21 protein-coding genes and 1 tRNA gene are annotated in these 23,656 nt (G+C 42.5%); 14 read left to right on the top strand and 8 right to left on the bottom strand.

The features are described from left to right. Positions 1–99: 99 nt before the first annotated feature. The 3 genes from ACFQZX_RS02960 to pruA form a co-directional block, all read right to left on the bottom strand. Positions 100–642, bottom strand: coding sequence for a hypothetical protein (locus tag ACFQZX_RS02960; protein ID WP_377111166.1), 543 nt, complete (start codon positions 640–642; stop codon positions 100–102). 104 nt (positions 643–746) lie between these two features. Then, positions 747–1,766: an LLM class flavin-dependent oxidoreductase gene (locus ACFQZX_RS02955; protein ID WP_377111165.1), complete on the bottom strand. Its 1,020-nt coding sequence runs from the start codon at positions 1,764–1,766 to the stop codon at positions 747–749. Between the two features lie 135 nt (positions 1,767–1,901). Next, positions 1,902–3,533 carry an L-glutamate gamma-semialdehyde dehydrogenase gene (gene pruA, locus ACFQZX_RS02950; protein ID WP_377111164.1) on the bottom strand — a complete coding sequence of 544 codons (1,632 nt, stop codon included), beginning with the start codon at positions 3,531–3,533 and terminating at the stop codon, positions 1,902–1,904. Positions 3,534–4,039: 506 nt separating this feature from the next. On the opposite strand from pruA, the gene ACFQZX_RS02945 reads away from it, so the two are divergent. The 3 genes from ACFQZX_RS02945 (at position 4,040) to ACFQZX_RS02935 (ending at position 8,886) form a co-directional block, all read left to right on the top strand. Beyond that, a complete protein-coding gene (locus ACFQZX_RS02945; protein ID WP_377111163.1) occupies positions 4,040–4,402 on the top strand; it encodes a helix-turn-helix domain-containing protein in 363 nt (120 codons plus the stop codon). Between the two features lie 117 nt (positions 4,403–4,519). Beyond that, positions 4,520–7,297 carry a TonB-dependent receptor gene (locus ACFQZX_RS02940; RefSeq protein ID WP_377111161.1) on the top strand — a complete coding sequence of 926 codons (2,778 nt, stop codon included), beginning with the start codon at positions 4,520–4,522 and terminating at the stop codon, positions 7,295–7,297. Positions 7,298–7,371: 74 nt separating this feature from the next. After that, positions 7,372–8,886, top strand: a complete 1,515-nt coding sequence (locus ACFQZX_RS02935; RefSeq protein ID WP_377111159.1) for a hypothetical protein — start codon at positions 7,372–7,374, stop codon at positions 8,884–8,886. Between the two features lie 118 nt (positions 8,887–9,004). Here the strand turns inward: ACFQZX_RS02935 and ACFQZX_RS02930 are convergent, their stop codons facing one another. Then, positions 9,005–9,283 carry a hypothetical protein gene (locus ACFQZX_RS02930; protein WP_377111157.1) on the bottom strand — a complete coding sequence of 93 codons (279 nt, stop codon included), beginning with the start codon at positions 9,281–9,283 and terminating at the stop codon, positions 9,005–9,007. Positions 9,284–9,370: 87 nt separating this feature from the next. Here ACFQZX_RS02930 and ACFQZX_RS02925 point away from each other — a divergent pair, with 87 nt between their 5' ends. Next, positions 9,371–9,715: a hypothetical protein gene (locus ACFQZX_RS02925; protein WP_377111156.1), complete on the top strand. Its 345-nt coding sequence runs from the start codon at positions 9,371–9,373 to the stop codon at positions 9,713–9,715. 1 nt (position 9,716) lies between these two features. Next, entirely contained in the window at positions 9,717–10,271 is a 555-nt protein-coding gene (locus tag ACFQZX_RS02920; RefSeq protein WP_377111154.1) for an arylesterase, read from the top strand. Between the two features lie 11 nt (positions 10,272–10,282). On the opposite strand, the gene ACFQZX_RS02915 is transcribed toward ACFQZX_RS02920, so the two are convergent. After that, positions 10,283–11,278 (bottom strand): fumarylacetoacetate hydrolase family protein, encoded by a 996-nt coding sequence (locus tag ACFQZX_RS02915; RefSeq protein WP_377111152.1) that lies wholly within the window; start codon positions 11,276–11,278, stop codon positions 10,283–10,285. Positions 11,279–11,571: 293 nt separating this feature from the next. Between ACFQZX_RS02915 and ACFQZX_RS02910 the strand changes: the two genes are divergently transcribed. The 4 genes from ACFQZX_RS02910 to ACFQZX_RS02895 all read left to right on the top strand — a co-directional run bounded on the left by ACFQZX_RS02910 (position 11,572) and on the right by ACFQZX_RS02895 (position 15,162). Next, complete coding sequence (locus ACFQZX_RS02910; protein WP_377111151.1) at positions 11,572–12,729, top strand: homogentisate 1,2-dioxygenase; 1,158 nt, start codon at positions 11,572–11,574, stop codon at positions 12,727–12,729. 89 nt (positions 12,730–12,818) lie between these two features. Then, a complete protein-coding gene (gene hppD, locus ACFQZX_RS02905) occupies positions 12,819–13,943 on the top strand; it encodes a 4-hydroxyphenylpyruvate dioxygenase (protein ID WP_377111150.1) in 1,125 nt (374 codons plus the stop codon). Positions 13,944–14,071: 128 nt separating this feature from the next. Then, complete coding sequence (locus tag ACFQZX_RS02900) at positions 14,072–14,569, top strand: TspO/MBR family protein (RefSeq protein ID WP_377111148.1); 498 nt, start codon at positions 14,072–14,074, stop codon at positions 14,567–14,569. 50 nt (positions 14,570–14,619) lie between these two features. Continuing rightward, on the top strand, positions 14,620–15,162 hold the full coding sequence (locus tag ACFQZX_RS02895) for a hypothetical protein (RefSeq protein WP_377111146.1): 543 nt from the start codon (positions 14,620–14,622) through the stop codon (positions 15,160–15,162). Positions 15,163–15,314: 152 nt separating this feature from the next. On the opposite strand, the gene tamL is transcribed toward ACFQZX_RS02895, so the two are convergent. Then, on the bottom strand, positions 15,315–17,663 hold the full coding sequence (gene tamL, locus ACFQZX_RS02890; RefSeq protein WP_377111144.1) for a translocation and assembly module lipoprotein TamL: 2,349 nt from the start codon (positions 17,661–17,663) through the stop codon (positions 15,315–15,317). Here tamL and ACFQZX_RS02885 point away from each other — a divergent pair. From ACFQZX_RS02885 to ACFQZX_RS02875, 3 genes are all read left to right on the top strand, one after another. Continuing rightward, on the top strand, positions 17,654–18,403 hold the full coding sequence (locus tag ACFQZX_RS02885; RefSeq protein WP_377111143.1) for a TrmH family RNA methyltransferase: 750 nt from the start codon (positions 17,654–17,656) through the stop codon (positions 18,401–18,403). The two genes, tamL and ACFQZX_RS02885, sit on opposite strands and share 10 nt — an antisense overlap. 46 nt (positions 18,404–18,449) lie before the next feature. Then, positions 18,450–18,520, top strand: a tRNA-Cys gene (locus tag ACFQZX_RS02880). 30 nt (positions 18,521–18,550) lie between these two features. Further along, a complete protein-coding gene (locus tag ACFQZX_RS02875) occupies positions 18,551–18,727 on the top strand; it encodes a spore protein (protein ID WP_377111141.1) in 177 nt (58 codons plus the stop codon). A 69-nt stretch (positions 18,728–18,796) separates the two neighbouring features. Here ACFQZX_RS02875 and ACFQZX_RS02870 read toward each other — a convergent pair whose 3' ends face one another. Beyond that, positions 18,797–19,147 carry a hypothetical protein gene (locus ACFQZX_RS02870; protein ID WP_377111139.1) on the bottom strand — a complete coding sequence of 117 codons (351 nt, stop codon included), beginning with the start codon at positions 19,145–19,147 and terminating at the stop codon, positions 18,797–18,799. Continuing rightward, positions 19,147–20,187 (bottom strand): quinone-dependent dihydroorotate dehydrogenase, encoded by a 1,041-nt coding sequence (locus tag ACFQZX_RS02865; protein ID WP_377111137.1) that lies wholly within the window; start codon positions 20,185–20,187, stop codon positions 19,147–19,149. Before ACFQZX_RS02865 ends, ACFQZX_RS02870 begins: the two co-directional genes overlap by 1 nt. Positions 20,188–20,347: 160 nt before the next feature. Here ACFQZX_RS02865 and abc-f point away from each other — a divergent pair, with 160 nt between their 5' ends. After that, complete coding sequence (abc-f, locus tag ACFQZX_RS02860; protein WP_377111136.1) at positions 20,348–22,261, top strand: ribosomal protection-like ABC-F family protein; 1,914 nt, start codon at positions 20,348–20,350, stop codon at positions 22,259–22,261. After that, the gene (locus ACFQZX_RS02855; RefSeq protein ID WP_377111134.1) at positions 22,261–23,634 is read left to right on the top strand and encodes a type IX secretion system plug protein; all 1,374 of its coding nucleotides are present in this window, start codon (positions 22,261–22,263) and stop codon (positions 23,632–23,634) included. The genes abc-f and ACFQZX_RS02855 overlap by 1 nt, the downstream gene beginning before the upstream one ends. Positions 23,635–23,656: the final 22 nt, after the last annotated feature.

Below are 23,656 nucleotides of genomic sequence, written 5' to 3'. Positions count from 1 at the left end.
ATAGATGTGTTCTTTCACCCCCCACATCAATAAACCAGAATTCGTAGGATAATTTAGTGCGGATTTTGTTAAGGGTGAGTTTATTTTCGAATGTATGGATTAAGATACCGGAGTATCAATATCAGGTAGCTTATGTTTGAATGCCCCGCCAATGGCATATATGACAGAACCAATAAAAATACCATTTATTAGAATAAACCACAAATAGTCATTTGAAGGCCGGGTAGCCGTATTATTTATGTGCATATCTGTATTGTAAATAATTAATAACTCCATTAGCCATCCAATATTCATTAAAAACGATAAGCTCAACAACACGTACTTATTATGGCCCAGCTTTTTAAATAAAAGTATCAAAGGGAAGATGGTATTCGAAACAATCATAAAGTAATAGACGAAACTGTATAGGTCCGTAGTTCTTCCCAAAAGGCCAGCCATTGCAGATGGCGAAAAGTAAGCCGTAACATATAAAATAATATTCAAACCGGCATAAATTAGAATTAGCATTCTCGTGACTCCAAAAGCATTGCGAGTATCCGTCTTTAAAACCTTACCTGCAAGCATGATCGATAGAACACTTATGAAAAGACTTTTTATAATTATGCCATCGAAAAAATTGATTAATAGGTATAAAGCTTTCATTGCCCTAAATTATTATTAATCTCAAAAAGAAAAAACGCACAACTATGACTATACGTTCCCTTTAGACAAGCAATGATCAGTTAGGGAATTTAAATAAATTGACATTAACCTGCTTTTACCAAAGGTATTACCCTGGTGCCTATCAGTTCGATTGCGTGCATTAATTGTTGATGGGTAAGGCCCGCGTTATCCATCTGGAAGGTAAACCTGCTGATGCCGCCCAGAGATTCGCTATGCCTTAACAACTTTTCGGCCACCCGCTCGGGGCCACCTACCAGCAATACACCTTGCGGCCCGATCAGATGATCGAATTGTGGACGTGTAACCGGCGGCCATCCGCGTTCGCGGCCCAGCTTTGTCCAAAGTTCGGCGTAGCCGGGATAATACTCTGTAACTGCCTTGTCATTGTTATCGGCCACATAACCCGGCGAGTGCAGGCCAACGGTAAGTTGCTCTGCCGAAAAGCCGGAGCGTGCGCCAGCTTCGCGATACAGATCAACCAGCGGGCGAAACCTGGATGTATTACCGCCAATAATAGCCACCATTAATGGCAGGCCAAGTGCACCGGCCCTCATAAAAGACTCGGGTGTGCCGCCAACACCTAACCATACAGGCAGTTTTTCCTGCACCGGCCTTGGGTATACCGGTTGATTATTCAGCGCCGCACGAAACCTGCCCGACCAGGTAACAAATTCCTGCTCACGTATCTTTAGCAACAGGTCAAGTTTTTCTGAGAACAGCGTGTCATAATCGTTCAGACTAAATCCAAAGAGGGGATAGGCTTCAACCGATGAGCCCCTGCCAACCACCAGCTCCGCGCGCCCTTTTGAAATCAGATCAAGTGTGGCAAAGCTCTGAAACACGCGTACCGGATCGGCCGCGCTTAGCACGGTTACCGCGCTGGTTAAGCGTATGCGTTTGGTACGGGCGGCGGCTGCAGCCAGAATTACCGCTGTAGCCGAATCCAAAAACTCCTTTTTGTGATGTTCGCCTATGCCGAATACATCAAGCCCAACCTGGTCTGCCAGTTCAATACGTTCAAGCAATTGTTCCATTGCAGTAACGGGTGTAAGCTCATTAGAGCCATACAGGGCAGAAGCAAAACTGTCTATTCCGATTTCCATACTGCAAGTTCAGTAAAATATATGTTTAAACAAATATTTTACTTATTATTCTGGTCACGGATTTGTAAATGATATTGCCGCAAACAAAAAAGGCGAAAGGTAACTCCTTTCGCCTTAATTATTGTAAAGCCTTCCTTATTTAGCTAAGAAAGGATACCTGTAGTCTTTTGGTGGATCAAAGGTTTCCTTGATTGTACGCGGAGATACCCAGCGCAGCAGGTTGATCATAGAACCGGCCTTATCATTAGTACCAGAACCTCTGGCACCACCAAATGGCTGCTGACCTACAACGGCGCCTGTTGGCTTATCATTAATATAGAAGTTACCCGCAGCATTACGAAGGCGTTGTGTAGCCTGGGTAATAGCGTAACGGTCCTGCGAGATGATAGAACCGGTAAGGGCGTAAATTGAAGTGGTATCAATAACGTCCATTATCTGCTCAAACTGATCGTCCTCATAAACATAAACGGTCAGTACCGGGCCAAAAAGCTCTTCGCACATGGTAATATAGCGCGGGTCATTTACTTTAAGCAGGGTTGGCTCAACAAACCAGCCTTTGCTCTTATCATAATTACCACCGGCAACCACTTCCACATCAGCATCGGCTTTGGCGGCATCAATGTATTTAGCCAGTTTATCAAATGAAGCCTCGCTGATAACCGCGTTAATAAAGTTTTCAAAATCTTCGGTAGGGCCCATTTTGAATGTGGCCATCTCACGCACCATGTGCTCTTTAACCGCAGGCCACAAGCTTGCAGGAATGTAAGCACGTGAAGCAGCAGAACATTTCTGGCCCTGGTACTCATACGCTCCGCGCAGCAATGCAACGGCAACTACATCGGCATCGGCGCTTGGGTGGGCAAGCACAAAGTCTTTACCACCGGTTTCGCCTACAATGCGCGGGTAGGTTTTAAACTTATGAATATTGGTACCGATAGTTTGCCAGATGTGCTGGAATACTTTGGTAGAACCTGTAAAGTGTATACCTGCAAAATCGGGGTGGCTGAATACTACATCGCCAACTTCAGGACCGTCGGCGTAGATCAGGTTGATTACACCATCAGGCAGGCCGGCTTCTTTAAATATTTGCATGATAACGTTGGCAGCGTAAACCTGGGTGTCGGCAGGTTTCCAAACTACCACATTACCCATCATAGCTGCTGATGCAGGCAGGTTACCTGCTATAGCAGTAAAGTTAAAAGGGGTAAGTGCAAACACAAACCCTTCTAAAGGGCGTTGTTCAACACGGTTCCAAACACCTTTGCCGGATACCGGTGGTTGTTGCTGGTAAATCTCGGTCATGTATTGCACGTTAAAGCGCAAAAAGTCGATAAACTCGCAGGCAGAATCAATTTCGGCCTGATAAGCGTTCTTGCTTTGGCCAAGCATGGTAGCGGAATTGATAGTAGCGCGGTACGGGCCGGCTACCAGGTCGGCAGCTTTCAGGAATATAGCGGCGCGCTGCTCCCATGGCAGGTTTTCCCAGTTGGCTTTAGCGGCCAGGGCAGCATCAATAGCGGCAGTGACATGGCTTTTATCGCCATAGTGGAAAGTACCTAACAGGTGCTGATGATCATGCGGCGGGCGCAGCTCTTTAAGGTTACCGGTGCGCACTTCCTCGCCACCGATGTACATGGGTATATCAATTTGCCGGGCACGTGCTTTTTCAAGCGCAGCTTTAAGCGCTGCACGCTCCGGGCTGTTTGGGCCGTAATTTAAAACCGGCTCATTTACAGGAACAGGAACGTTAAAAAATCCTTTTAACATAGACGTTTTATTTAGTGCCGCAAAGATACGGGTTTTGGGATAGATGTGCGAATGTGCGGGTCTGCAAATTACAATGTGACAGGAGAGTGATAGGAGGGGTAATACATCTTGCTGTAAACCTTAATCGCTGATGACCCCTACCTCCTCCTTCCCCAGGGAAGGAATCGCACAGCCCTATACTAATAAAATATATAGAGAAGAGCTAAAGAAGAGTTCCCTCCCTTGGGAGGGTTAGGGAGGGGTTGATATTGATTATATTTCACATTAACCTACGTCTTCCTTGCATAATCCACTCTTTTGATTTTCTTAACTTGATGAAATGCCACTAATAATCCCGGTTTTCACCATTACTGACTACACTACGTCACCAAAAAATTAAACGGCTTGATTATAAGGTAATTGTCGATGTTCACGGTGTTCACCTGTGTGTTCGTGAACACTGGTCGCAGCCGTTAGAAGTTTTAAGCAAATGTGCCTACTTTGCCAAAAATGTTTATACTTGCAGCATGTCTGACGACGCGGTAGTAAAACGATTAAAGGTAATTGTTAAGGAGCATGGCGGCCAGCTGGCCCTTGCCAACGCTATTGGGGTGGATCAGGGTTTTATTAGCAAAGTGATCAACAAAAAGCAGGATGTAAGTTATTACCTTATCCGTAAGCTATGCTTTCAGCTCAAATACTCGCCCGAGTGGCTGATACTGGGCACAGGTGATAAAATGATCCATAAGCAGGATTCGGCCAAACTGATCACCGAGATCCAGATGCTGCGCACCGAGGTTGATATTCTGCATGCCCGTATGCGTGCCTATGAGCTGGAATTGCAGGAAATAAAATGCGCCGGTACAAACCAGAAACAACAGGCTGGCTAACAAAAACTTTCCTGCGCCTGTTAACACATGCTTAATATTAAGTGCTTGTTATGGTAATAAACGCATAACATTCAACTAACATCGCGGTAATAATTTTGCGGTATTAAATTAATACACGTGAAAAAAATCGTTTCCGCAATCACAATCTTAATTATTGTAACACTATCCTTTAACAGTGTATTTGCACAATCAACCGGTAAAATAACCGGAAAGGTTATCGACCAGAAAACAAGCGAAACATTAATTGGCGCTACCGTTAGTATCCAAGGCACTACTATCGGCGCAGCCACCGATGTGGACGGACATTATGCACTAAGCGGATTGAAACCAGGTAAGTATACCATTATGGTAAGGTATATTGGTTACCAAACCAAAGTGATATCTGATGTAGATGTTAAAGCCGGAGCTGCAACTACTTTAGATATCGCGGCCGTACCGTCGGATTCTAACGCGCTTAAAGAGGTTGTAATTAAAGCAACCTACCGCCAGGAAACTGTTGGCGCGTTGTATGCCATGCAAAAAAACAGCGTATCCATATCTGATGGTATTTCATCAGAATTGATCAAAAGATCGCCGGACAAAAATACCAGCGACGTTTTAAAACGCGTAAGCGGTACCACCATTCAGGATAATAAGTTTGTTGTTGTGCGCGGTTTGAGCGACAGGTATAACACGGCATCGTTAGATGGCGCACCGCTGCCAAGTACCGAGCCAAACCGTAAGGCGTTTTCTTTTGATATCGTTCCGTCAAACCTTATTGACAATATTATTATTAGCAAAACCGCTACTCCTGATCTTCCGGGTGATTTTGCGGGTGGTAACGTTCAGATCCTGACTAAAGACATCCCTGACCAGAACTTTGTATCGGTTGGCATCAGCGAAGGTTACAATACCCAAAGTACCTTTAAAGATTTCAAAAGTGGTTACCGCGCAACAAGCGATTACTTTGGGTTTGATGATGCATCGCGCAAGCTGGCAAATAACTTCCCAACTACCAACCAGATCATTTTAAGACAGCTTACTCAAAAGCAAACTATACAATCTATCAGTTCGTTAAACAATAACTTCAATATTTACAATCAGAAAGCATTGCCTACACAAAGCTACCAGGTTACTATTGGCGATGTAAAGGAGTTAGGTGCTAACAAAAACCGTTTTGGTACAACTATATCATTAACCTACCGAAACTCGCAAACCGTAGTTCCTGATTATATACAGCAATACGATTTTTATAACTACGACAGCCAGCAAAATAAGTTTTCAACCAATATTGGTGCATTGGCCAACTTTGCCTATAGCTTTGGCAAAACCAAAATAACCTTAAAAAACCTTTATAACCGTATACTGGACGATCAGTTTACTTATCGTACAGGTGCCAATACCAATACGTCAACCGTTGATAATCATTTTTATGCATATGATATGCTGGAAAAAGGGTTATTCAAATCCACACTTGAGGGTGAGCATGGTATAGGAGAAAAGAACGCGAAACTTAAATGGAACCTGGGCTACAGCAATATTATTAATGATCAGCCTGACCAGAGAAAAGTTAACTACGCGCAATATGAACAAGGCGGCGACTATATAGCCCAGGTAACTAACCTGACTAAAGAGAACGCAAGGCTTTTCTCTCATCTTAACGAGAATATCTATTCTGGTAAGATAGATTACTCGATGCCGGTAAACCTGTTCAAACAAAGCACGTTTAAAGTTGGGGTCAGCTCTCAATACCGCGACAGGAACTTCGATGCCCGTTTCCTTGGCCTGATCATCAACAGTAACGATCCAAACTCAGAGGCTGTACGTCTTCGCCCGGTTCAAACCTTATTTGGGCAAAATGCAATAAACGCAGGTTTATATGGCCTGGATGAGATACAAAACCTTAACGACAGGTACGATGCAAACAGCTTTACCAACAGCGGATATGCCATGTTGGATAGTAAGTTTGGAGAAAAGGTAAGAGTGGTTTATGGTTTAAGAGTTGAGAAATTTGACCTCGACCTGGCAACGAAAGATCCTACAGCCAAGAAAGTAAACATGGATAACCTGGACTTCCTGCCATCAATCAACTTTACTTATGCCTTAACCTCAAAAGCCAACTTCAGGGCTTCATATTCCCGCACTGTTGCACGTCCCGAATTCAGGGAACTTGCCAACTTTGCTTATTATGACTATGAATTACTTGCAACCGTACAAGGCCAGCCAAACCTTAAAAGAACACAAATAGATAATGCTGACTTAAGGTATGAGTTTTATCCTTCTGCCGGTCAGATATTCTCCGTATCGGCTTTCTACAAGCACTTTAACAATGCTATAGAGCCTTTGACAGATAACCAGACCTCATCGCCAACCATCAGCTATTTTAACTCACCATCAGCCTATGTATATGGCTTTGAGTTGGAGGCGCGTAAAACGCTTGACTTTATAGATGAAAGCAAGTTTTTAAAGAATACCACGGCATATGCTAACGTGTCTATCAATAGATCTAAAGTAACCAACCTTGATGATAACACCGGTCGTCTGGAAAAAACACGTCCGCTGGTAGGGCAGTCGCCATACGTAATAAATGCAGGTTTACAACATAACGAGTTGGATAACAAACTTACACTTAACGTGCTGTTTAACCGCCTTGGTAAGCGTATATTCCTGGTAGGTGGTCAAACCTTCCCAAGTGTATGGGAGCAGCCACGTAACGTGTTAGATTTTCAGGTAGGCTATAAAGTATTAAAAAGCCGCGGCGAAATTAAATTAAGCGGTAGCGATGTACTAAATGCCAAGTATAATTTTATTTATGAACTGGACGGCAAACCTTATGTACCATCTGGCGAAGGTTATACTTACCGTGCATTTAAAATGGGATCAAACTACTCACTATCATTTAATTATACTTTTTAACAATTACTTAATTTGTTAAAGGGTGCTTAACATAAGCTTAATACTTGTAAACGTACTTTGTTAAAGTAAAATTAATGAATGAATACCGGGCGCTGCAGCCCCGGCATTCATCCGCAGAAAAAAAGAAAAAACAAAAAATGAAAAAATCATTATTATTTTTAGCGCTTAGTGCAATTATTTTTGCAACATCCTGCTCAAAAAAAGATGCCGACATCGATCCTCCTGTTGATGGTGGTAATGGTAACGGCAACACCGAAACCACTGTAGATGTTAGCGGCGATATCAGCAGCAACACTACATGGACTGCAGACAAAATTTACACGCTTAAAGGCTTTGTGTATGTAACCAACGGTGCTACACTTACTATCCAGCCAGGTACCATTATCAAAGGTGATAAAGCAAGCAAGGGTACTTTAACTATTACCCGGGGTGCAAAAATCATGGCAGAAGGTACTGCTGATAAACCAATTGTATTTACTTCTTCATTTGCTGCAGGTACACGTGCGCCTGGCGACTGGGGTGGTTTGATCCTTTTAGGTAAAGCGCCTGTTAACGCTGGTGATAACGTTTCAATTGAAGGTGGTTTGGATGCGAAAGGCGATCCGGCTAAATACATTCAATACGGTGGTTCTGATGCTAACGATAATTCAGGTACTTTGAAATATGTACGTGTTGAATATGCTGGTATCCCTTTTTCACCAGATAACGAGATCAACGGTATTACTTTTGGTGGTGTAGGCGCCGGTACAACAATTGATTATGTTGAAGTTTTCCGTTCCGGAGACGACGGATTTGAGTGGTTTGGAGGTACAGTAAACGCGAAACACTTATTAGCTATCGGTAGCGTAGACGACGATTTTGATACTGACAACGGTTTCTCTGGTAAAATCCAGTTCGGTATAGCCCAGCGTTATGTAACTGTTGCTGACGTTTCTGGTTCTAACGGTTTCGAGTCTGATAACGATAAAGATGGTTCAGACAAAACTCCTAAAACATCAGCGGTATTCACAAACATGACCATGATTGGCCCATACGCTGCTGCAAACACTTCTAACGTGAACGCTAACCATCAGCATGCCGCCCAGATACGTCGTAACTCATCTATCAGCATCTTTAACTCAATATTTACAGGTTATGCTGAAGGTATTTACATTGACGATTCAAAAGTTGCTACAGCGGGCGCTACTTCAACTAACTTTACAAATGGTAGCCTTGTTATCAAAAACAACCTGATTTATGGTTGCAACAAAAAAGGTAACGAAGTTAAAGGTGATGATGCTACTCAAAAAGCTAAATTTGAAGCTAAATTAAGGGCTGATAATACATTTGATGCAGCCCAATACGGTACAGCTTTAATAACCGATCCATTTAAATACGCGTCAGATTTTTCTAATCCTGGTACCCCGGTATTCACCTCTATTGGTGCTGCTGCTGCCGGTGCTTTATATACTGATGCAAAACTGAACGATGCATTCTTTGATAAAACAGGTACTTTCCGTGGTGCTGTTGGCGCTACCGACTGGACTACCGGTTGGACTAACCTTGATGCTCAGAAAATGCCATATACTACACCTGGTGCAGTAAAATAAATTAAATAAAGGTTTACATTTAATAGAGCGCTTTGCAATTGCAAAGCGCTTTTTTTATTGTGTTTATCTGTTATAGGGATGCTCGTTTTTTCAATGGAAACCCGTCTGATCAGCCATATTAATCCAGAGCGTTTATTATGTTGATAAATGATTCATCGCTGATAACTCCTACAGGTTCGCCTTTAAATAGTATGGTTATATTACTACCCTGCTTATGTAACTGTAACCGCCCTTTAAAAATAAGTCCATCGGCCGATTTAATGAAACTGTACAACCTGGACGCAGTTTCTTTTCGGCAAGCTTTCTCTACTTCGCCTTCAGCAAGTACAAGGCGTGCTTTTTTGCCATGCTTTTCAGCTTCGAGCCGTAAATTATTGTAAAGATGTATCGAATGCATGTCTATGTGTTGTGAAGCTACTTTAACAATTAATTATCATCAAACCATTTGTCAAAACATTTGTAATTATTTCATCAGTTATAGCAAATGTTACCAATTTATTTTACTATAGGGGAAGATAAGCATATAAAAGTTATTCCGAACACCCAGGCACAGGTAAACGGGCATCCGGTATTAACTTATACTTATAATATTTACCTGCGCAGCGAGCATGAGGATGAGGCTTTAGAGCAGCAGCAGGAAGCAGAACTGCTGCTGGATAAAAAACTCAGCCCCAATTATCTCGGATACATCACGTTTGAAGAGCCGGGCAGAATGTTCTCTTACACACCAGATGGTAAGGACGAGCTTACTGCTACGGAAATAGAAGAAATAATAGAGAATATCAGTCATTACCGCGATCATCCAGGTATGTGGCAACTGGAAGAATAGCATGCAGAATATCTTATTTTTTGGTGACAGCCTTACGGCCGGGTATGGTTTGGCTAATGCAGCAACAGAAGCTTTCCCGGCGCTGATAGGAGAGAAGATGAAAGCTGAAGGTTTGGCTTATCAGGTAATAAATGCAGGTGTAAGCGGCGATACCACTAAAGGCGGCCTTGGCAGATTGGATTACTGGCTGAGTAAACCGATTGATGTATTTGTATTGGAGTTGGGCATAAATGATCTGCGGCATGGTGTCCCCCCGCAAAGCATTACTTTAAATCTGCAGGCAATTATTAATAAAGTGAAAACCAAATATCCGGCTGCAAAAATGGTACTGTTGGGTATGGAGATACCTGAATTTTTTGGCGGGCCACTCGCCGGGGCCTTTAATATGATCTATCCGGCATTGGCTAAAGCTAACGGTATGGCCTTTGTGCCTTTTTTACTAAAAGGGGTTGCAGGCCAAAAACACCTCAACTTATGGGACCGGTTACATCCCTCGGCAGCCGGTTATAAAGTTGTGGCCGAAACGGTTTGGCCAGTTTTAAAAGAAGTATTATAAGATAATCAGGATTATTTTTTTAAGGCAAGTATGGAAAAATCACTTTCTGATTTTTTGATGATATTGCCCAATATTCCTAAACCGGTTATTTCCATTTCAACCAGGTCATTCGGCTGCAGCCATTGCGGTTGATAGCTTGAGTTCTCAAGCAAACCCGTACCGTTAAGTTCCAAAAAGCAGCCCGAACCTACGGTGCCCGAACCTATGACATCGCCGGGCAACACATCACAGCCATAAGCGCAGCGTTCAATTATTTCAGCAAAAGTCCAGTCCATATCAGCCATGTTTCCGTAGCTAACCTGCTTGCCGTTTATCAGACACTTCATTTCCAGGTTATAGGTAGCCCCGGTATGGCCGGACTTAGGCGCAGCTTTATAAGGCTCCAGTTCATCTGGCGTAACCAGCCATGGGCCAATAACTGTCGAGAAATCCTTCCCTTTGGCCGGGCCCAGGTTAAGCAGCATCTCTTCCATTTGCAGGGTCCGCGCGCTCATATCGTTCATAATCATGTACCCTGCAATATAGCTATCGGCATCTGCGGCTTTAATATTACGCCCTTTTTTGTTGAGCACAACGGCCACTTCCAATTCAAAATCCAGTTGTTCAAAATGATCGGGCATACATTCAATTTCGCCCGGGCCCTGTATGGCGTTATGATTGGTAAAGTAAAATATAGGATACTGGTCAAACTCAGGTAGCATATCCACGTTGCGGTTTCTGCGGGCGGTTGCCACATGCTGCCTGAAAGCGTAACCGTCGCGGCATGAGGTTGGATGTGGTACCGGGGCCAGCAATTCATAAAACAGCTCTTCTTTAGCCTGTATATTTCCGTTAACAATATCCTGGTTAACCCGCTTTGCATGTTCCATCAACTCATTGCCACCACATAAAAACTCATTCATATTATCAGGAATAAGTTTATCGCAGGAGTTGAGGTTATATATATGTCCGTTCACATAAACGCCCAGGTGTTCCCGGTCTTCTGTTTTATAGGATACTAATTTCATAGGTATAATGGGTTAGCTTATTTCAAAACTAAACAATTAAAGTGTGGTTTAATATTATGCTTGCATATTAATTAAAAAGGTATTAATTTAGGCTTATGAGCATCCAAAAACATTTTTATTTTTCGATGGGCCTCACCTCCCATGAGCCGGTCGTCCATGTTTAGGGATGCCGTACTTGCTAAAATTGTATTAGCGCAATACTAACACTTTTGTTACCGCTTATCAATTCTTACAGCGGTACTCTTTATTAAGGCCTTTTCCTTTTTGAGCGTCTGAATAAACCAATTATTATCATGCCTATTTATCATACTTTAGGGAGTATCCCGCATAAGCGGCATACCCAATTCCGCAAACCGGATGGTAGTTTATATGCCGAAGAACTGGTATCTACGGAAGGTTTTTCCAGCCTTTATTCGCTGGTTTATCATGCCTACCCGCCAACTATTGTGAAAGAACTGGGCGAGCCGTATTCTGTAGAGCCAAAAATAGCTCGTGAAAAGCATTTGAAGCATACCAGCCTTATTGGCTTTAACATTGCGCCTGCCGACGATTACCTGCAGAGCCGCAAACCGGTACTGGTCAACAGCGATCTGCATATTTCTTTAGCGGCACCGCGCCTTAGCATGACGGATTACTTTTATAAGAACAGCCAGGCTGATGAGGTGATATTTGTACATGTAGGTTCAGGAACTTTAAAAACAGGCTTTGGTAAGATCAGGTTCCAGTATGGCGATTACCTGGTTATTCCGCGTGGTACAATTTACCAGATGGAGTTTGATACCACTGATAACCGCCTGTTCATTGTAGAAAGCTTCAGCCCCATACGGACGCCCAAGCGTTACCGTAACCAGTATGGACAATTAATGGAACATGCCCCGTACTGCGAGCGTGATATTAAACGGCCTACTGACCTGGAAACGCATAATGAAAAAGGCAATTTTAAAATACTGATAAAGAAACAAGGTCTGATCTATCCGTACATCTACGGTACCCATCCGTTTGATTTTATAGGCTGGGATGGGTTTCATTACCCATGGGCCTTTTCCATACATGATTTTGAACCCATAACCGGCCGGGTACATCAGCCGCCTCCGGTACATCAAACTTTTGAAGGACACAACTTTGTAATCTGCTCTTTTGTCCCACGCAAGTTTGATTATCATCCTTTATCTATACCCGCCCCTTACAACCATAGTAATGTGGATAGTGATGAGGTGCTGTACTATGTAGACGGGGATTTTATGAGCCGTAAAAGCGTGGTTAAGGGGCAAATTACCCTGCATCCTGGGGGTATACCACATGGGCCTGCACCTGGTTCTGTCGAAAAATCTATCGGTAAGGAGTTTACAGAAGAACTTGCGGTAATGATAGATCCCTTCCGACCGTTGATGCTCACGGAAGACGCTTTAAAAATAGAAGACGAAAACTACTATAAAAGCTGGATTATGTAACCAAACGTTATGCGGGGAATGAAGCGGTCTTTAAATAGAAGCGGATATAGGTGCCTTAAACCAATTAAATCCTTTAACAATTCAAAAAAATGCAAACACTAACAATAGATACAAAACAACCAACAACAGATTTTTTACCGCTTAACGGTACAGACTATGTGGAGTTTTATGTGGGTAACGCCAAGCAGGCTGCTCATTATTACAAAAGCGCATTTGGCTTTCAGGACCTGGCTTATGCCGGCCCGGAAACCGGCGTGCGCGACCGCGCATCTTATGTGCTGCAGCAAGGCAAGATTCGTATTGTGCTGACTACGCCGCTGCATTCTGATCATCCGATATCAGAACATATTAAAAAACATGGAGACGGTGTTAAAGCGCTTGCTTTATGGGTTGATGATGCATACAGTGCGTTTGAACAAACTACCAGCCGTGGCGCCGAACCATACCTGCGGCCACAAACCATAACCGATGAGTTTGGAGAGGTGCGTACGAGCGGTATAAAACTATACGGAGAAACGGTACACCTTTTTATTGAACGTAAAAATTACAATGGCGCTTTTTTGCCAGGATACGTAGAGATGAAAACGGCTTACAACCCTACAGAAACCGGGCTGCTGTATGTAGACCACTGCGTAGGCAACGTAGGCTGGCATAAAATGAACCAGTGGGTTAATTTTTATGAAGATGTAATGGGTTTCCGTAATATCCTGACTTTTGATGATAAGACAATCTCCACAGAATATTCAGCGCTGATGAGTAAGGTAATGAGTAATGGAAACGGCTATGTTAAGTTCCCGATCAATGAGCCTGCAGAGGGGAAAAAGAAATCACAGATTGAAGAGTACCTGGAATTTTATGAAGGAGAGGGTGTGCAGCATCTGGCACTCGCTACAAATGATATTGTAAAAACCGTTACTGACCTGCAAAGCCGGGGTGTTGAGTTTTTAACCGTCCCCACCACTTATTATGATGATCTGATCAGTAGGGTTGGGCATATAGATGAGGACCTGGAACCGCTAAAAAAGCTTGGTATTTTGGTAGACCGTGATGATGAGGGTTATTTACTGCAGATATTTACCAAACCGGTAGAGGATCGCCCGACATTGTTTTTCGAGATCATTCAGCGTAAAGGGGCAAAATCGTTTGGAGCGGGAAACTTCAAAGCCCTGTTTGAAGCAATTGAGCGCGAACAAGAGCTGCGGGGAAACTTATAACCTTTAAACCGCACAAAGTAAAGTTGCTTTGTGCGGTTATTTTAAAAGATGTAAATTTCTTATTTAAGAGCCTTTTTGTAATACAGTTTTTAATCGAAACATTTAAATGCGGTTAAGGTATACTAATTATGAATACACCGAACCATGAAGCAAAATTTCAGATTATTCCCTTTGCTATAAGCTTACTTATAACCCTGGGTATTGGTATTGTTGCATCCTTATTTACCCGACCTGAGATTGCTGGCTGGTATGCAAACCTTAAAAAGCCATCTTTTACCCCTCCTAAGTGGCTTTTCCCGGTTGCATGGACAATTCTTTATATAATGATAGCAACTGCCGCCTATTTAGTTTGGCGGCTTAGGGATAATAGTGCAGCTTTTAAAACAACAGTTGTAATATACTCGCTGCAATTGTTGCTCAACTTTTCGTGGTCCATTGTGTTTTTTGGTATGCATCATATATTGGCTGCATTGATCATTATCTTATTATTACTTGTTTTAATTATACTTAATATCAACTGGTTTGGCAGGTTTAGCCAAACAGCGGCATTATTACTTTTGCCATATTTATTATGGGTAGGTTTTGCCAGTTTATTAAACCTTAGTATTTATATTTTTAACAAGTAGAAAAGTGTTATTTTTATTGCGCAGTTAAGTTGATTAAACTTATGTGCCTTATGAAAAAAACACTTGTTACCATCTTCTTGCTGTTTTCGGTATTTAGTTTATCTTACGCCGATGCAGTAATTATTAACCAGTTTGTAGTTAAAGAAAATCCGTTTGCTAAAGACGAGATAGCCATAGTAGCGGTTGATACTGCAGGCAATATCAAAGAAGGGATAAGCGGGGTTTTTACTTTTAGTGTTAACGGTTTTACCGAGGCTTTAAAGTTTGATAAAGGCACTGCCTTTTACCGTCATAAAATTGAAAAATCAAGCTTTGTGTATGTGCGCCACAGTAACGATGCAGGCACTCACTCTATCTTGTACTATGTATACCGGCATGATAGTAAGCTTAGCCCAATTAAAATAAGTTGGATGTTACTTGTTGCTATACCTGTTGCCCTGGTGCTGTTAGGCTACATGTTCAAAAGGTTTATAATCATAGCCATAATTATATTTTGCATCTTTCTGTACTTTAACCATAGTAACGGTTTAAGCATACCTACATTTTTTCAAAGTATTATTGATGGACTGAAAGGAATATTTGCCGGAGGGTAAATCAAATAACTTAATAACGGAATGATAGAAGGACTGAAGCAATAATTACTTAGCGTATCAAACAGTTATTAAATCATTAACAGTTGTGTATTTGACCCATTTAATAATTCAGTAACTCACTAATCGAATTTTCACTCATCCAATCCTCACACTTAAAAAGGCAGCCCTATACCAAAATTCAGCTGCATGAAGTTATAGTTTTCGCCGTTGGTTTGTCGGTATTTGTCTTTGAAAGAGCCACCGCCAAACAACTCACCGGCATGTTTAATCAAAACCCATTGATCTGAACCGGTAAACTGAGGGTCTTTGAATTTAAATGCAGCATCAAGCCTGAAGATAAAGAAATTAAGATCAAACCTAAGGCCTGTGCCTATACCAATGGCTGTAGATTGCCACAGATTGCTAAATTTAAACGCTCCGTTAGGGTTTTCTTCCTGTTCATGCAGGCGCCAAACGTTGCCGGCATCCATAAAAAATGCGCCCTTTAGCTTTGCTCCAAAAAAGTCATCCGCGAGTTTATAACGATACTCGGCATTGGCCACCATTTTTATCTCGCCAAACTGGTCGAGGTATTTGAGGCGGTTACGCGTGGTAGTGTCATTGCCGTAAACAGACCGGTTAAATTGCCCCGGGCCCAAAGTGCGGGGCAGCCAGGCGCGCATATCATTGGCACCGCCGGCATAAAAGTTTTTTTCAAAAATCAACTGATCGCTGTTTCCATATGGAATACCGATACCAGGGTTAAAACGGAAGATGAACTGTCGCTCACCACCCAGGCTGCGATACCAGCGATAGTCAAGTTCTGTTTTAACGTATTGCGAAAAGGCATACCCAAATAGTGTGCGCTGGCCAAGCGTATCTTTCGGCGCATTCACCAGTTTACTTATTAAGCTTAGTGTATTGCCACCTATATCAAGGCTACCTCTAAAATAAGTGAAATTTTTGTAAGTATTTAAATCGCGGGCATTTACCTGGTAAGTGTACTGGCTGCCTGATGTAAATGTTGTACGCCCTATGAGGTACACATAAGAGTAACGGTTTTGGCTAAGCAACTCAGCCTTCGCAACCGGATCAATAGTACCGCTGGAAAATTCAATGCTGATAGGGGTAATAGAATGCTGCTTTTTAGGCGTATCAAAAAAGTCGTAGGTTATTGAGTTGATAAAGCTTTTACGCTCCACAAGGCCCTTTTGGTAAAACAACTGCGCGTTGGTTGAAAATGTGGTGTGCGGTACACCAAATTTGGCCAGATTAGGAAAATCAAACGGAAGTATCAGGCGCGGATATATCAAACTTGCGCCTATCCTGAAATCCTGGTTTTGAATACCCGTGCCGTTGCCGGAACCATTATCAAACAAAACGCTCCAGTTAAATTTAATTTGTAGGGCTGCAGCTTGTTTAAATATGTTACGGTTAGTAAAGGTATTACCCAAGTTATATCCATAGCGCCCTCCGCTAAACAAAAACTCAGCCTCTACACGGTCAGTCATTTGTTTAAGCGGAACAATGTCAATTTTTGAATTCAATCGGTTAGTACTATCCGGCAATTTCTCATAAGTAGGGTTAGGAACATTCCTGAAAACATTCAGTTCAGACAGGCGGGATGTAGTCAGCGTTTGCTTATCTATATCATAGATCTCCCCTTTTTTTTGAAAAATATAATCGGTAACAGTGCGTGGCTTAAACCTGCCCGAGTAGTCAACAAACCTAAACTGTGAGTCAACCTGTATGGTATCGGCCTTGCCAGTAGTGCGCCCGTTACTGCGGGCAATAGTAATAAGGGTGTTATTTATTTTATAAACAGGATGCTCTGCCTTGCCCGGAGGGTTGTCAATGATCATCGTCAGATCAACCACACTGCTATTATAGTTGGAGTCGGGCTCGTAAGTAACGTATTGGCGATAAAAGTCAAAATAGCCGTTGCGTTTCATTACCTGGTACAACTGGTCGCGATCATACGCTAAGCTATCAGTATCAAAACGGCTGCCCGGTTTTACATGCGTATACTGCATACGCGTTTTGCGGTATATGTCTCTTACCTTTTCATCATAAATACTGTCCTTAAAGTTCCGGATATGAAATAAGGGGCCTTGTTGTGCGGTGAAAATCAATTCGGCCTTACGCTTTTTAATAACTATTGAATCGGCAACTTTAGCCTTTAAATATCCTTTGTTAATCAAAAAGCGCTCTATTTGTACTCTGGAAAATTCAACCAGGTTGCTGTCGAGCACGGCAGGCGCCTCACCAATGCGCTTTTTGCCATTTTTACTAAAGGTGTAGTAAAATTGCAGGTTAAGCCAGTTATTTGGTTGCTGTTCCTTATCAACGTAATTAACAGCCATATCTGCAAACTCATCATCAACACCCTTTATGGTAATTTTGCGTACAATTGATTGATTATCCTTTAGTCCGCGAGTAACACTGCAGCCTGAAACGATAATCAGCGCTAAAATACTTAATATTGCATGACGGATAGATCCGGGTATGTTATATGCTTTCAAAATCTCAGATCAGTTTACTAAACTCATTACAACATAAAAAGTTTCGCAGAAAACATGGTTTATTTGTTGTAGAAGGATATAAATCGATAATTGAATTTGCCGACTCTGGATATCACATCCAAACCATATATCATACGCCTGATGTAGCCCCAAAATTGCTTAATTTATCCCAAAAAATAAACTCTCAGGAGATTTCTTTAATCGAACTTCAAAAAATCAGTGCACTGAAAAATCCCGCCGATGCTGTTGGTGTCTTAAAATTGCCACATTCCACAGTGTTAGGGTATGCTGCAATTAAAAATAAATTTAGTTTAGTGCTTGATGGTGTGCAGGACCCCGGTAATATGGGTACCATTATCCGTACGGCCGATTGGTTTGGCATCAGCAACATCATTTGTTCTGATGATACGGTTGATGCCTATAACCCCAAAGTGGTGCAGGCTACAATGGGCTCGCTTGCAAGGATAAATGTTAGTTATGTTGATTTAAAGAAATTTATTTTGGCGAGTGGTATCCCTGTGTTTGGTACATTATTAAATGGGCAGAATATTTACACAACTGATTTTGGCACTGAAGGATTAATAGTTATGGGTAACGAGGGTAACGGAATAAGCCCTGATATACAGCAATTAATAACGCAAGCCATCACTGTTCCGCGGGTTGGTAAGGCCGAATCTTTGAACGTTGCCATAGCTACCGCTATATGTTGCGCACAAATAAGTTCAAAAACCTACAAATAAAATTGATTGCCAATAAATAATTACTATTTTTGCAATCCTTAAAAATGGTCGGATGGCCGAGTGGCTAGGCAGAGGTCTGCAAAACCTCCTACAGCGGTTCGAATCCGCTTCCGACCTCAGGGTTTACAAAATATTAAAATAAAAGTCATGGGTGTTACTCGTTTAAAAAGAAAAGATAGAAGAAACAAAACTACTTCTCGTTTAGAAGTTCAGTTTTTGAAGCTGGCTACCAACATTGAATTAGGCAGCCGTTCTGCAGAGAAAAAAGGGAACCAGATCCAGAAAAACAACGAAGCATTAGCTAAAGCTGCTGCAAGTAACTAATTTCTTCTTTTACAAGGATTTTATAAGGCGTTCTGGGTGTCCAGTACGCCTTTTTAGTTTTTTGTTGCTTTACAATAATTTTCCTACCGGAAAGTTCTCCTTATTATAAATCTCTTTCCAGTAATCGCGCACAATTTTAAGATTCGGTACGTTGTACGATTCTTTTACAAGTTCGGCAAAATCAGCTTTTACCTGGCCTTTATTAAGCCTGCCCAAGATAGCGTCGTTGTAAGACGCTACCACCAGTTCAAATACATGAAACCTGGCTTCATCGTCTAAGTCGGCACTCTTGTAATAGTTAATAAACTCAGCTACCCTCGTTGGGTCCGAATTTACAATTCCCCAGTCTTGGGTGTCGCTTGGGTCAAATTCAATCTTTAAAGCTTTACAAACCTTTTTTAACGATTCTTCTACACTCATTATTTCCTTTTCAATATTTCCTTATTAATTCTTTTTATCAACCCCGGCCCCTCGTAAATAAAACCGGTGTAAAGTTGTACAAGGGAGGCACCTGCCTCCAGTTTTTCAATGGCATCTTCGGGAGAATGGATACCGCCTACACCTATGATAGGGAAGGCGCCGCCGGATGCTTTATGCAAATAACGGATAACCGCTGTAGAACGTTTGGTAACGGGCTTGCCGCTTAAACCGCCGGTTTCATCTTTATGTTTTGAGGTAAGCCCTTCGCGGCTAATAGTAGTATTGGTGGCTATAATACCAGCAATGCCGGTTTGCTTTACAATATCCGCTATATCATCAAGCTGCGAATCGGTCAAATCCGGTGCTATCTTCAACAGGATTGGCCTGCTAATGCCGGCTTTATTATTGCGCTGCTGTAAAGTATTTAAGATATTCATCAGTGATTCCTTCTCCTGTAGTTCACGCAGGCCGGGTGTATTTGGCGAACTTACATTAACCACAAAATAATCAACCACATCAAATAAACGGTCGAAGCATTTAATGTAATCGCTTACTGCTTCTTCATTCGGGGTAACTTTATTCTTACCAATATTTCCCCCAATGATCAGTGCCTGCTGACCGGGTTTTAAACTTTTGCGATAGGCGGCTATACGCTGCGCGGCTACATCAACCCCCAGGTTGTTAAAGCCCATGCGGTTGATCAGAGCGCTATCCGCCGGCAGGCGAAACATACGTGGCTTAGGGTTACCGGGCTGTGGCAGAGGTGTAACTGTACCAACCTCAACAAACCCGAAGCCTAAGGCCCCCATTTCAGCGATCATTTCGGCATTTTTGTCAAAGCCGGCTGCCAGGCCTACCGGGTTTTTAAACTTCAATCCAAACACATCACGTTCCAGTTGTTTATCTTCTACAGTCCAGATGGCATTGCTGATTGCAGTGCCGCCCGGGAACTTGTTAAAGCGCTTAAGGTTGCGTGTTACAAAGTAATGCACCTTTTCAGGGTCAAACTTAAACAGTAAGGGTTTGATCAGTTGATACATGCCGCGAAGTTAGTTAATTGAATATCGAACACGAAACTTTGAATATCGAATAACGAAATACATGCACACTTCGATATTCAATTCAACATTCAACAATCGTTATTTGCCATTATTACTTAACCTTTTACCTCTGCCCGCAAAACCGTATCTTTGCCGCCAAATGATCGCTATAAATAACCTTACGTTTGAGATTGGTGCGCGCGCCTTATATGATGAAGCTAACTGGCATATAAAACCAGGCGAAAAAATTGGTTTGATTGGTGCCAACGGTACCGGTAAAACTACCTTATTAAAACTGATAGTTGGCGATTATACGCCTACATCCGGCACCATATCCATGGCTAAGGACCTTACTATGGGTTACCTCAATCAGGACTTGCTTTCGTACTCGTCTGACAAGAACATTGTACATGTGGCCATGGAAGCCTTTGAGCGCCAAAACCAATTACATGACGAAATTGAGAACCTGCTTAAAAAACTGGAAACAGATTATAGCGAAGATCTTTTAAATAAACTGAGCGACAAACAGCACGAGTTTGAATTGCTTGACGGTTATAATATAGAATACAAAGCTCACGAAATTTTAGCGGGTTTGGGCTTCAGCGAGGAAGATTGCCAGCGCAAGCTTAGCACCTTTTCGGGAGGATGGCGTATGCGCGTGATGCTGGCCAAAATACTGTTGCAGGCACCGGATATCCTGCTACTGGATGAGCCTACCAACCACCTGGACTTACCATCTATCCAATGGCTGGAAGATTATCTGAAGTCATTTGAGGGTGCAATCGTTATTGTATCGCACGACAGGTGGTTTTTGGATAAGGTAATCAACCGAACAGTAGAATCGCGCAAGGGTAAGCTCACTGTTTATGCAGGCAACTATTCTTTCTATCTGGAGGAAAAGGCCCTGCGTGAGGATATTCAGCGTGGGGAGTTTAAAAATCAGCAGGCTAAAATACGGCAGGAGGAACGTTTGATCGAGCGTTTTCGCGCCAAGGCATCTAAAGCAAAAATGGCCCAGTCGCGCATTAAAATGCTTGATAAAATGGAGCGTGTTGATGATGTGGACGACGATAACCCTACAGTAAACTTCAGCTTCCGTTTCTCTAAACAGTCGGGCCGCCATGTGGTAACACTGGAGCATATCACCAAAAAATATCCTACAATAGATATCCTGGAAGATGCCGAGGCCGTTATTGAAAAAGGTGATAAAATTGCTTTGATAGGTGCTAACGGCAGGGGTAAATCTACACTGTTGCGCATCATAGCTAATGCCGATAAAGATTATGCTGGCACTGCAACAACTGGGCATAATGTAACAACCACGTTCTTTGCCCAGCACCAATTGGAGTCGTTGCACCTGGAAAACCAGATCATTCAGGAGTTGCAGGCTTTTGCACCAAAACATACTGAAACAGAATTACGCACCATCCTTGGTTCGTTTCTGTTTACCGGCGATGACGTATTCAAGAAGATAAAAGTATTGTCGGGTGGCGAAAAATCACGCGTAGCCCTGGCAAAAGCACTTACCGCTGATGCTAACTTCCTGATCCTGGATGAGCCTACCAACCACCTTGATATGCAATCGGTAAACATCCTGATACAGGCCCTGCAGCAGTATGAAGGCACGCTGATAGTGGTATCGCACGACAGGTACTTCCTTGATAATGTAGCCAATAAAATATGGTTCATAGAAGATCAAAAGATCAAGCAGTATCCGGGTACTTATGTTGAGTACGATGAATGGAACTCTAATCGCAAACTTGCGCCAAAATCAGCGCCCCAGCCTAAGAAAGAAGAGAAAAAGGCCGAGCCGGTAAAGCAACAGCCTACTGAAAATAAATCGCAACAGCTAAAGAAACTTAACCAGGACCTTGGTAAGATGGAAGAGCAAATAGCTGCCCTTGAAAAGGAAGTTAAAGGGATTGAAGCGCAACTGGCTGATAATACCATTTACAACCAATCGGAAAAGGCGCAGCAATTAACCGATACTTATCAGCTTAAAAAACTGGAGTTGCGTGAGCAGCAGGCCCGTTGGGAAGCTTTGGCCGAGCAGATAATGGAGCTGGAAAGATAATGAATAAACAAAATGTCATTGCGAAGGACGAAGCAATCTCAGGAGGTAAATATCATTTAGATATTCTAAAACTGATTGGGAATCGCTTCGTTTCTGTAAATAAATTAAAGGCACTGAAAACTTTGAGTTTTTTAGTGCCTTTTTTGTTGCCGTTTATCAGTGCCTTTGCCCAAACGCCACCTTATCAAAACAATGTTTACCGGCATGAGATCAAAAGCGTTGAGTTTTATAAAACAGAAAAGCCATCATCGTTCCCCATTATCACCTTAGGCAGTAACGAAACGGTTACCCTTGGCTTTGATGATTTGAGTGGCGGCAGCCGTACTTTTAACTATACCCTGCAACATTGCGATGCCAACTGGAACCCATCGCGCCTGTCGCCTGTCGAGTACCTGGAAAGTTTTACAGACGACCGCATAAACGACTATACTTATTCGTCGGCCACATTTCAAAAATATACCCATTACCAAGTTAAACTGCCTAACCGCAATATTATTCCTAAAATATCCGGGAATTATATCCTGAAAGTTTATGAGGATGGCGACCAGTCTAAATTGATACTTACACGTCGTTTATATGTGGTAACACGCAGGGTTTCCGTTGCTGCAAACATTACCTCATCCAACAACGTTTCGTTAAGGCGCACCAATCAAAAGGTAAATTTTACGGTAGATTGCTCCGGTCTGCAAGTGCAAAACCCACGCACCGATGTAAGGGTGTTAATAATGCAGAACGCCCGGCCCGAGACTGCAATTATGAATGCCGTGCCTACTTACATACGCGGCAGCCAGTTAGTTTATAATGATGTAAACATTAATGATTTTGCGGGCCGGAATGAGTTCAGGCATTTTGATTTACGAACACTTAAGCTTAACTCTGAACGGGTAGCAAAAATTTATAAAGATACCGCTAACACAGTAATGCTATTGGGCGACCCCAGTCGTAACCTGCCTGATTATACTTTATTGTATGATAACGATGGTAAATTTTTTATCCTTAACCAGGATGGCAGCGACCCTCGGCGTGATGCCGACTACGCGCACGTTTACTTTAACCTTGCTACCAACAAGAATGCTAATGAAGGAGCCCCATATATTGTAGGCCAGTTTAACGATTGGAAGGTAGATAAGCGAAGCAGGATGCAGTTTGACAGCCGCGGCCGCTGGTATACCGATATACTGCTTAAACAGGGGGTGTATGACTATCAATACGTTTGGGTAAGCAATATCACTAAAAAGCCGGATGATATATTGCTGGAAGGGAATTACTTTGAAACCGAAAATGAATACCAGTTACTGGTTTATTACAGGCAGGTTGGTTCTCGGTATGAGCAGTTGGTAGGATATGGCGAATTGAACAGCGCAAAACAGTGATACGTTGCGCCTAAAGTGTATC

It is taken from the genome of Mucilaginibacter litoreus (assembly GCF_042676805.1).
Lineage (GTDB): Bacteria > Bacteroidota > Bacteroidia > Sphingobacteriales > Sphingobacteriaceae > Mucilaginibacter > Mucilaginibacter litoreus.
This window is presented reverse-complemented; position numbering and strand designations above follow the sequence as displayed.

Coding starts and splice junctions, on each gene's coding strand:
- ACFQZX_RS02945 (WP_377111163.1), top strand. CDS start 4,040: ATGTCTGACGACGCGGTAGTAAAACGATTAAAGGTAATTGTTAAGGAG.
- ACFQZX_RS02955 (WP_377111165.1), bottom strand. CDS start 1,766: ATGGAAATCGGAATAGACAGTTTTGCTTCTGCCCTGTATGGCTCTAAT.
- ACFQZX_RS02925 (WP_377111156.1), top strand. CDS start 9,371: ATGTTACCAATTTATTTTACTATAGGGGAAGATAAGCATATAAAAGTT.
- ACFQZX_RS02915 (WP_377111152.1), bottom strand. CDS start 11,278: ATGAAATTAGTATCCTATAAAACAGAAGACCGGGAACACCTGGGCGTT.
- ACFQZX_RS02935 (WP_377111159.1), top strand. CDS start 7,372: ATGAATGAATACCGGGCGCTGCAGCCCCGGCATTCATCCGCAGAAAAA.
- ACFQZX_RS02865 (WP_377111137.1), bottom strand. CDS start 20,187: ATGTATCAACTGATCAAACCCTTACTGTTTAAGTTTGACCCTGAAAAG.
- pruA (WP_377111164.1), bottom strand. CDS start 3,533: ATGTTAAAAGGATTTTTTAACGTTCCTGTTCCTGTAAATGAGCCGGTT.
- ACFQZX_RS02875 (WP_377111141.1), top strand. CDS start 18,551: ATGGGTGTTACTCGTTTAAAAAGAAAAGATAGAAGAAACAAAACTACT.
- ACFQZX_RS02910 (WP_377111151.1), top strand. CDS start 11,572: ATGCCTATTTATCATACTTTAGGGAGTATCCCGCATAAGCGGCATACC.
- hppD (WP_377111150.1), top strand. CDS start 12,819: ATGCAAACACTAACAATAGATACAAAACAACCAACAACAGATTTTTTA.
- ACFQZX_RS02920 (WP_377111154.1), top strand. CDS start 9,717: ATGCAGAATATCTTATTTTTTGGTGACAGCCTTACGGCCGGGTATGGT.
- ACFQZX_RS02885 (WP_377111143.1), top strand. CDS start 17,654: ATGCTTTCAAAATCTCAGATCAGTTTACTAAACTCATTACAACATAAA.
- ACFQZX_RS02960 (WP_377111166.1), bottom strand. CDS start 642: ATGAAAGCTTTATACCTATTAATCAATTTTTTCGATGGCATAATTATA.
- ACFQZX_RS02870 (WP_377111139.1), bottom strand. CDS start 19,147: ATGAGTGTAGAAGAATCGTTAAAAAAGGTTTGTAAAGCTTTAAAGATT.
- ACFQZX_RS02930 (WP_377111157.1), bottom strand. CDS start 9,283: ATGCATTCGATACATCTTTACAATAATTTACGGCTCGAAGCTGAAAAG.
- abc-f (WP_377111136.1), top strand. CDS start 20,348: ATGATCGCTATAAATAACCTTACGTTTGAGATTGGTGCGCGCGCCTTA.
- ACFQZX_RS02855 (WP_377111134.1), top strand. CDS start 22,261: ATGAATAAACAAAATGTCATTGCGAAGGACGAAGCAATCTCAGGAGGT.
- ACFQZX_RS02895 (WP_377111146.1), top strand. CDS start 14,620: ATGAAAAAAACACTTGTTACCATCTTCTTGCTGTTTTCGGTATTTAGT.
- ACFQZX_RS02900 (WP_377111148.1), top strand. CDS start 14,072: ATGAATACACCGAACCATGAAGCAAAATTTCAGATTATTCCCTTTGCT.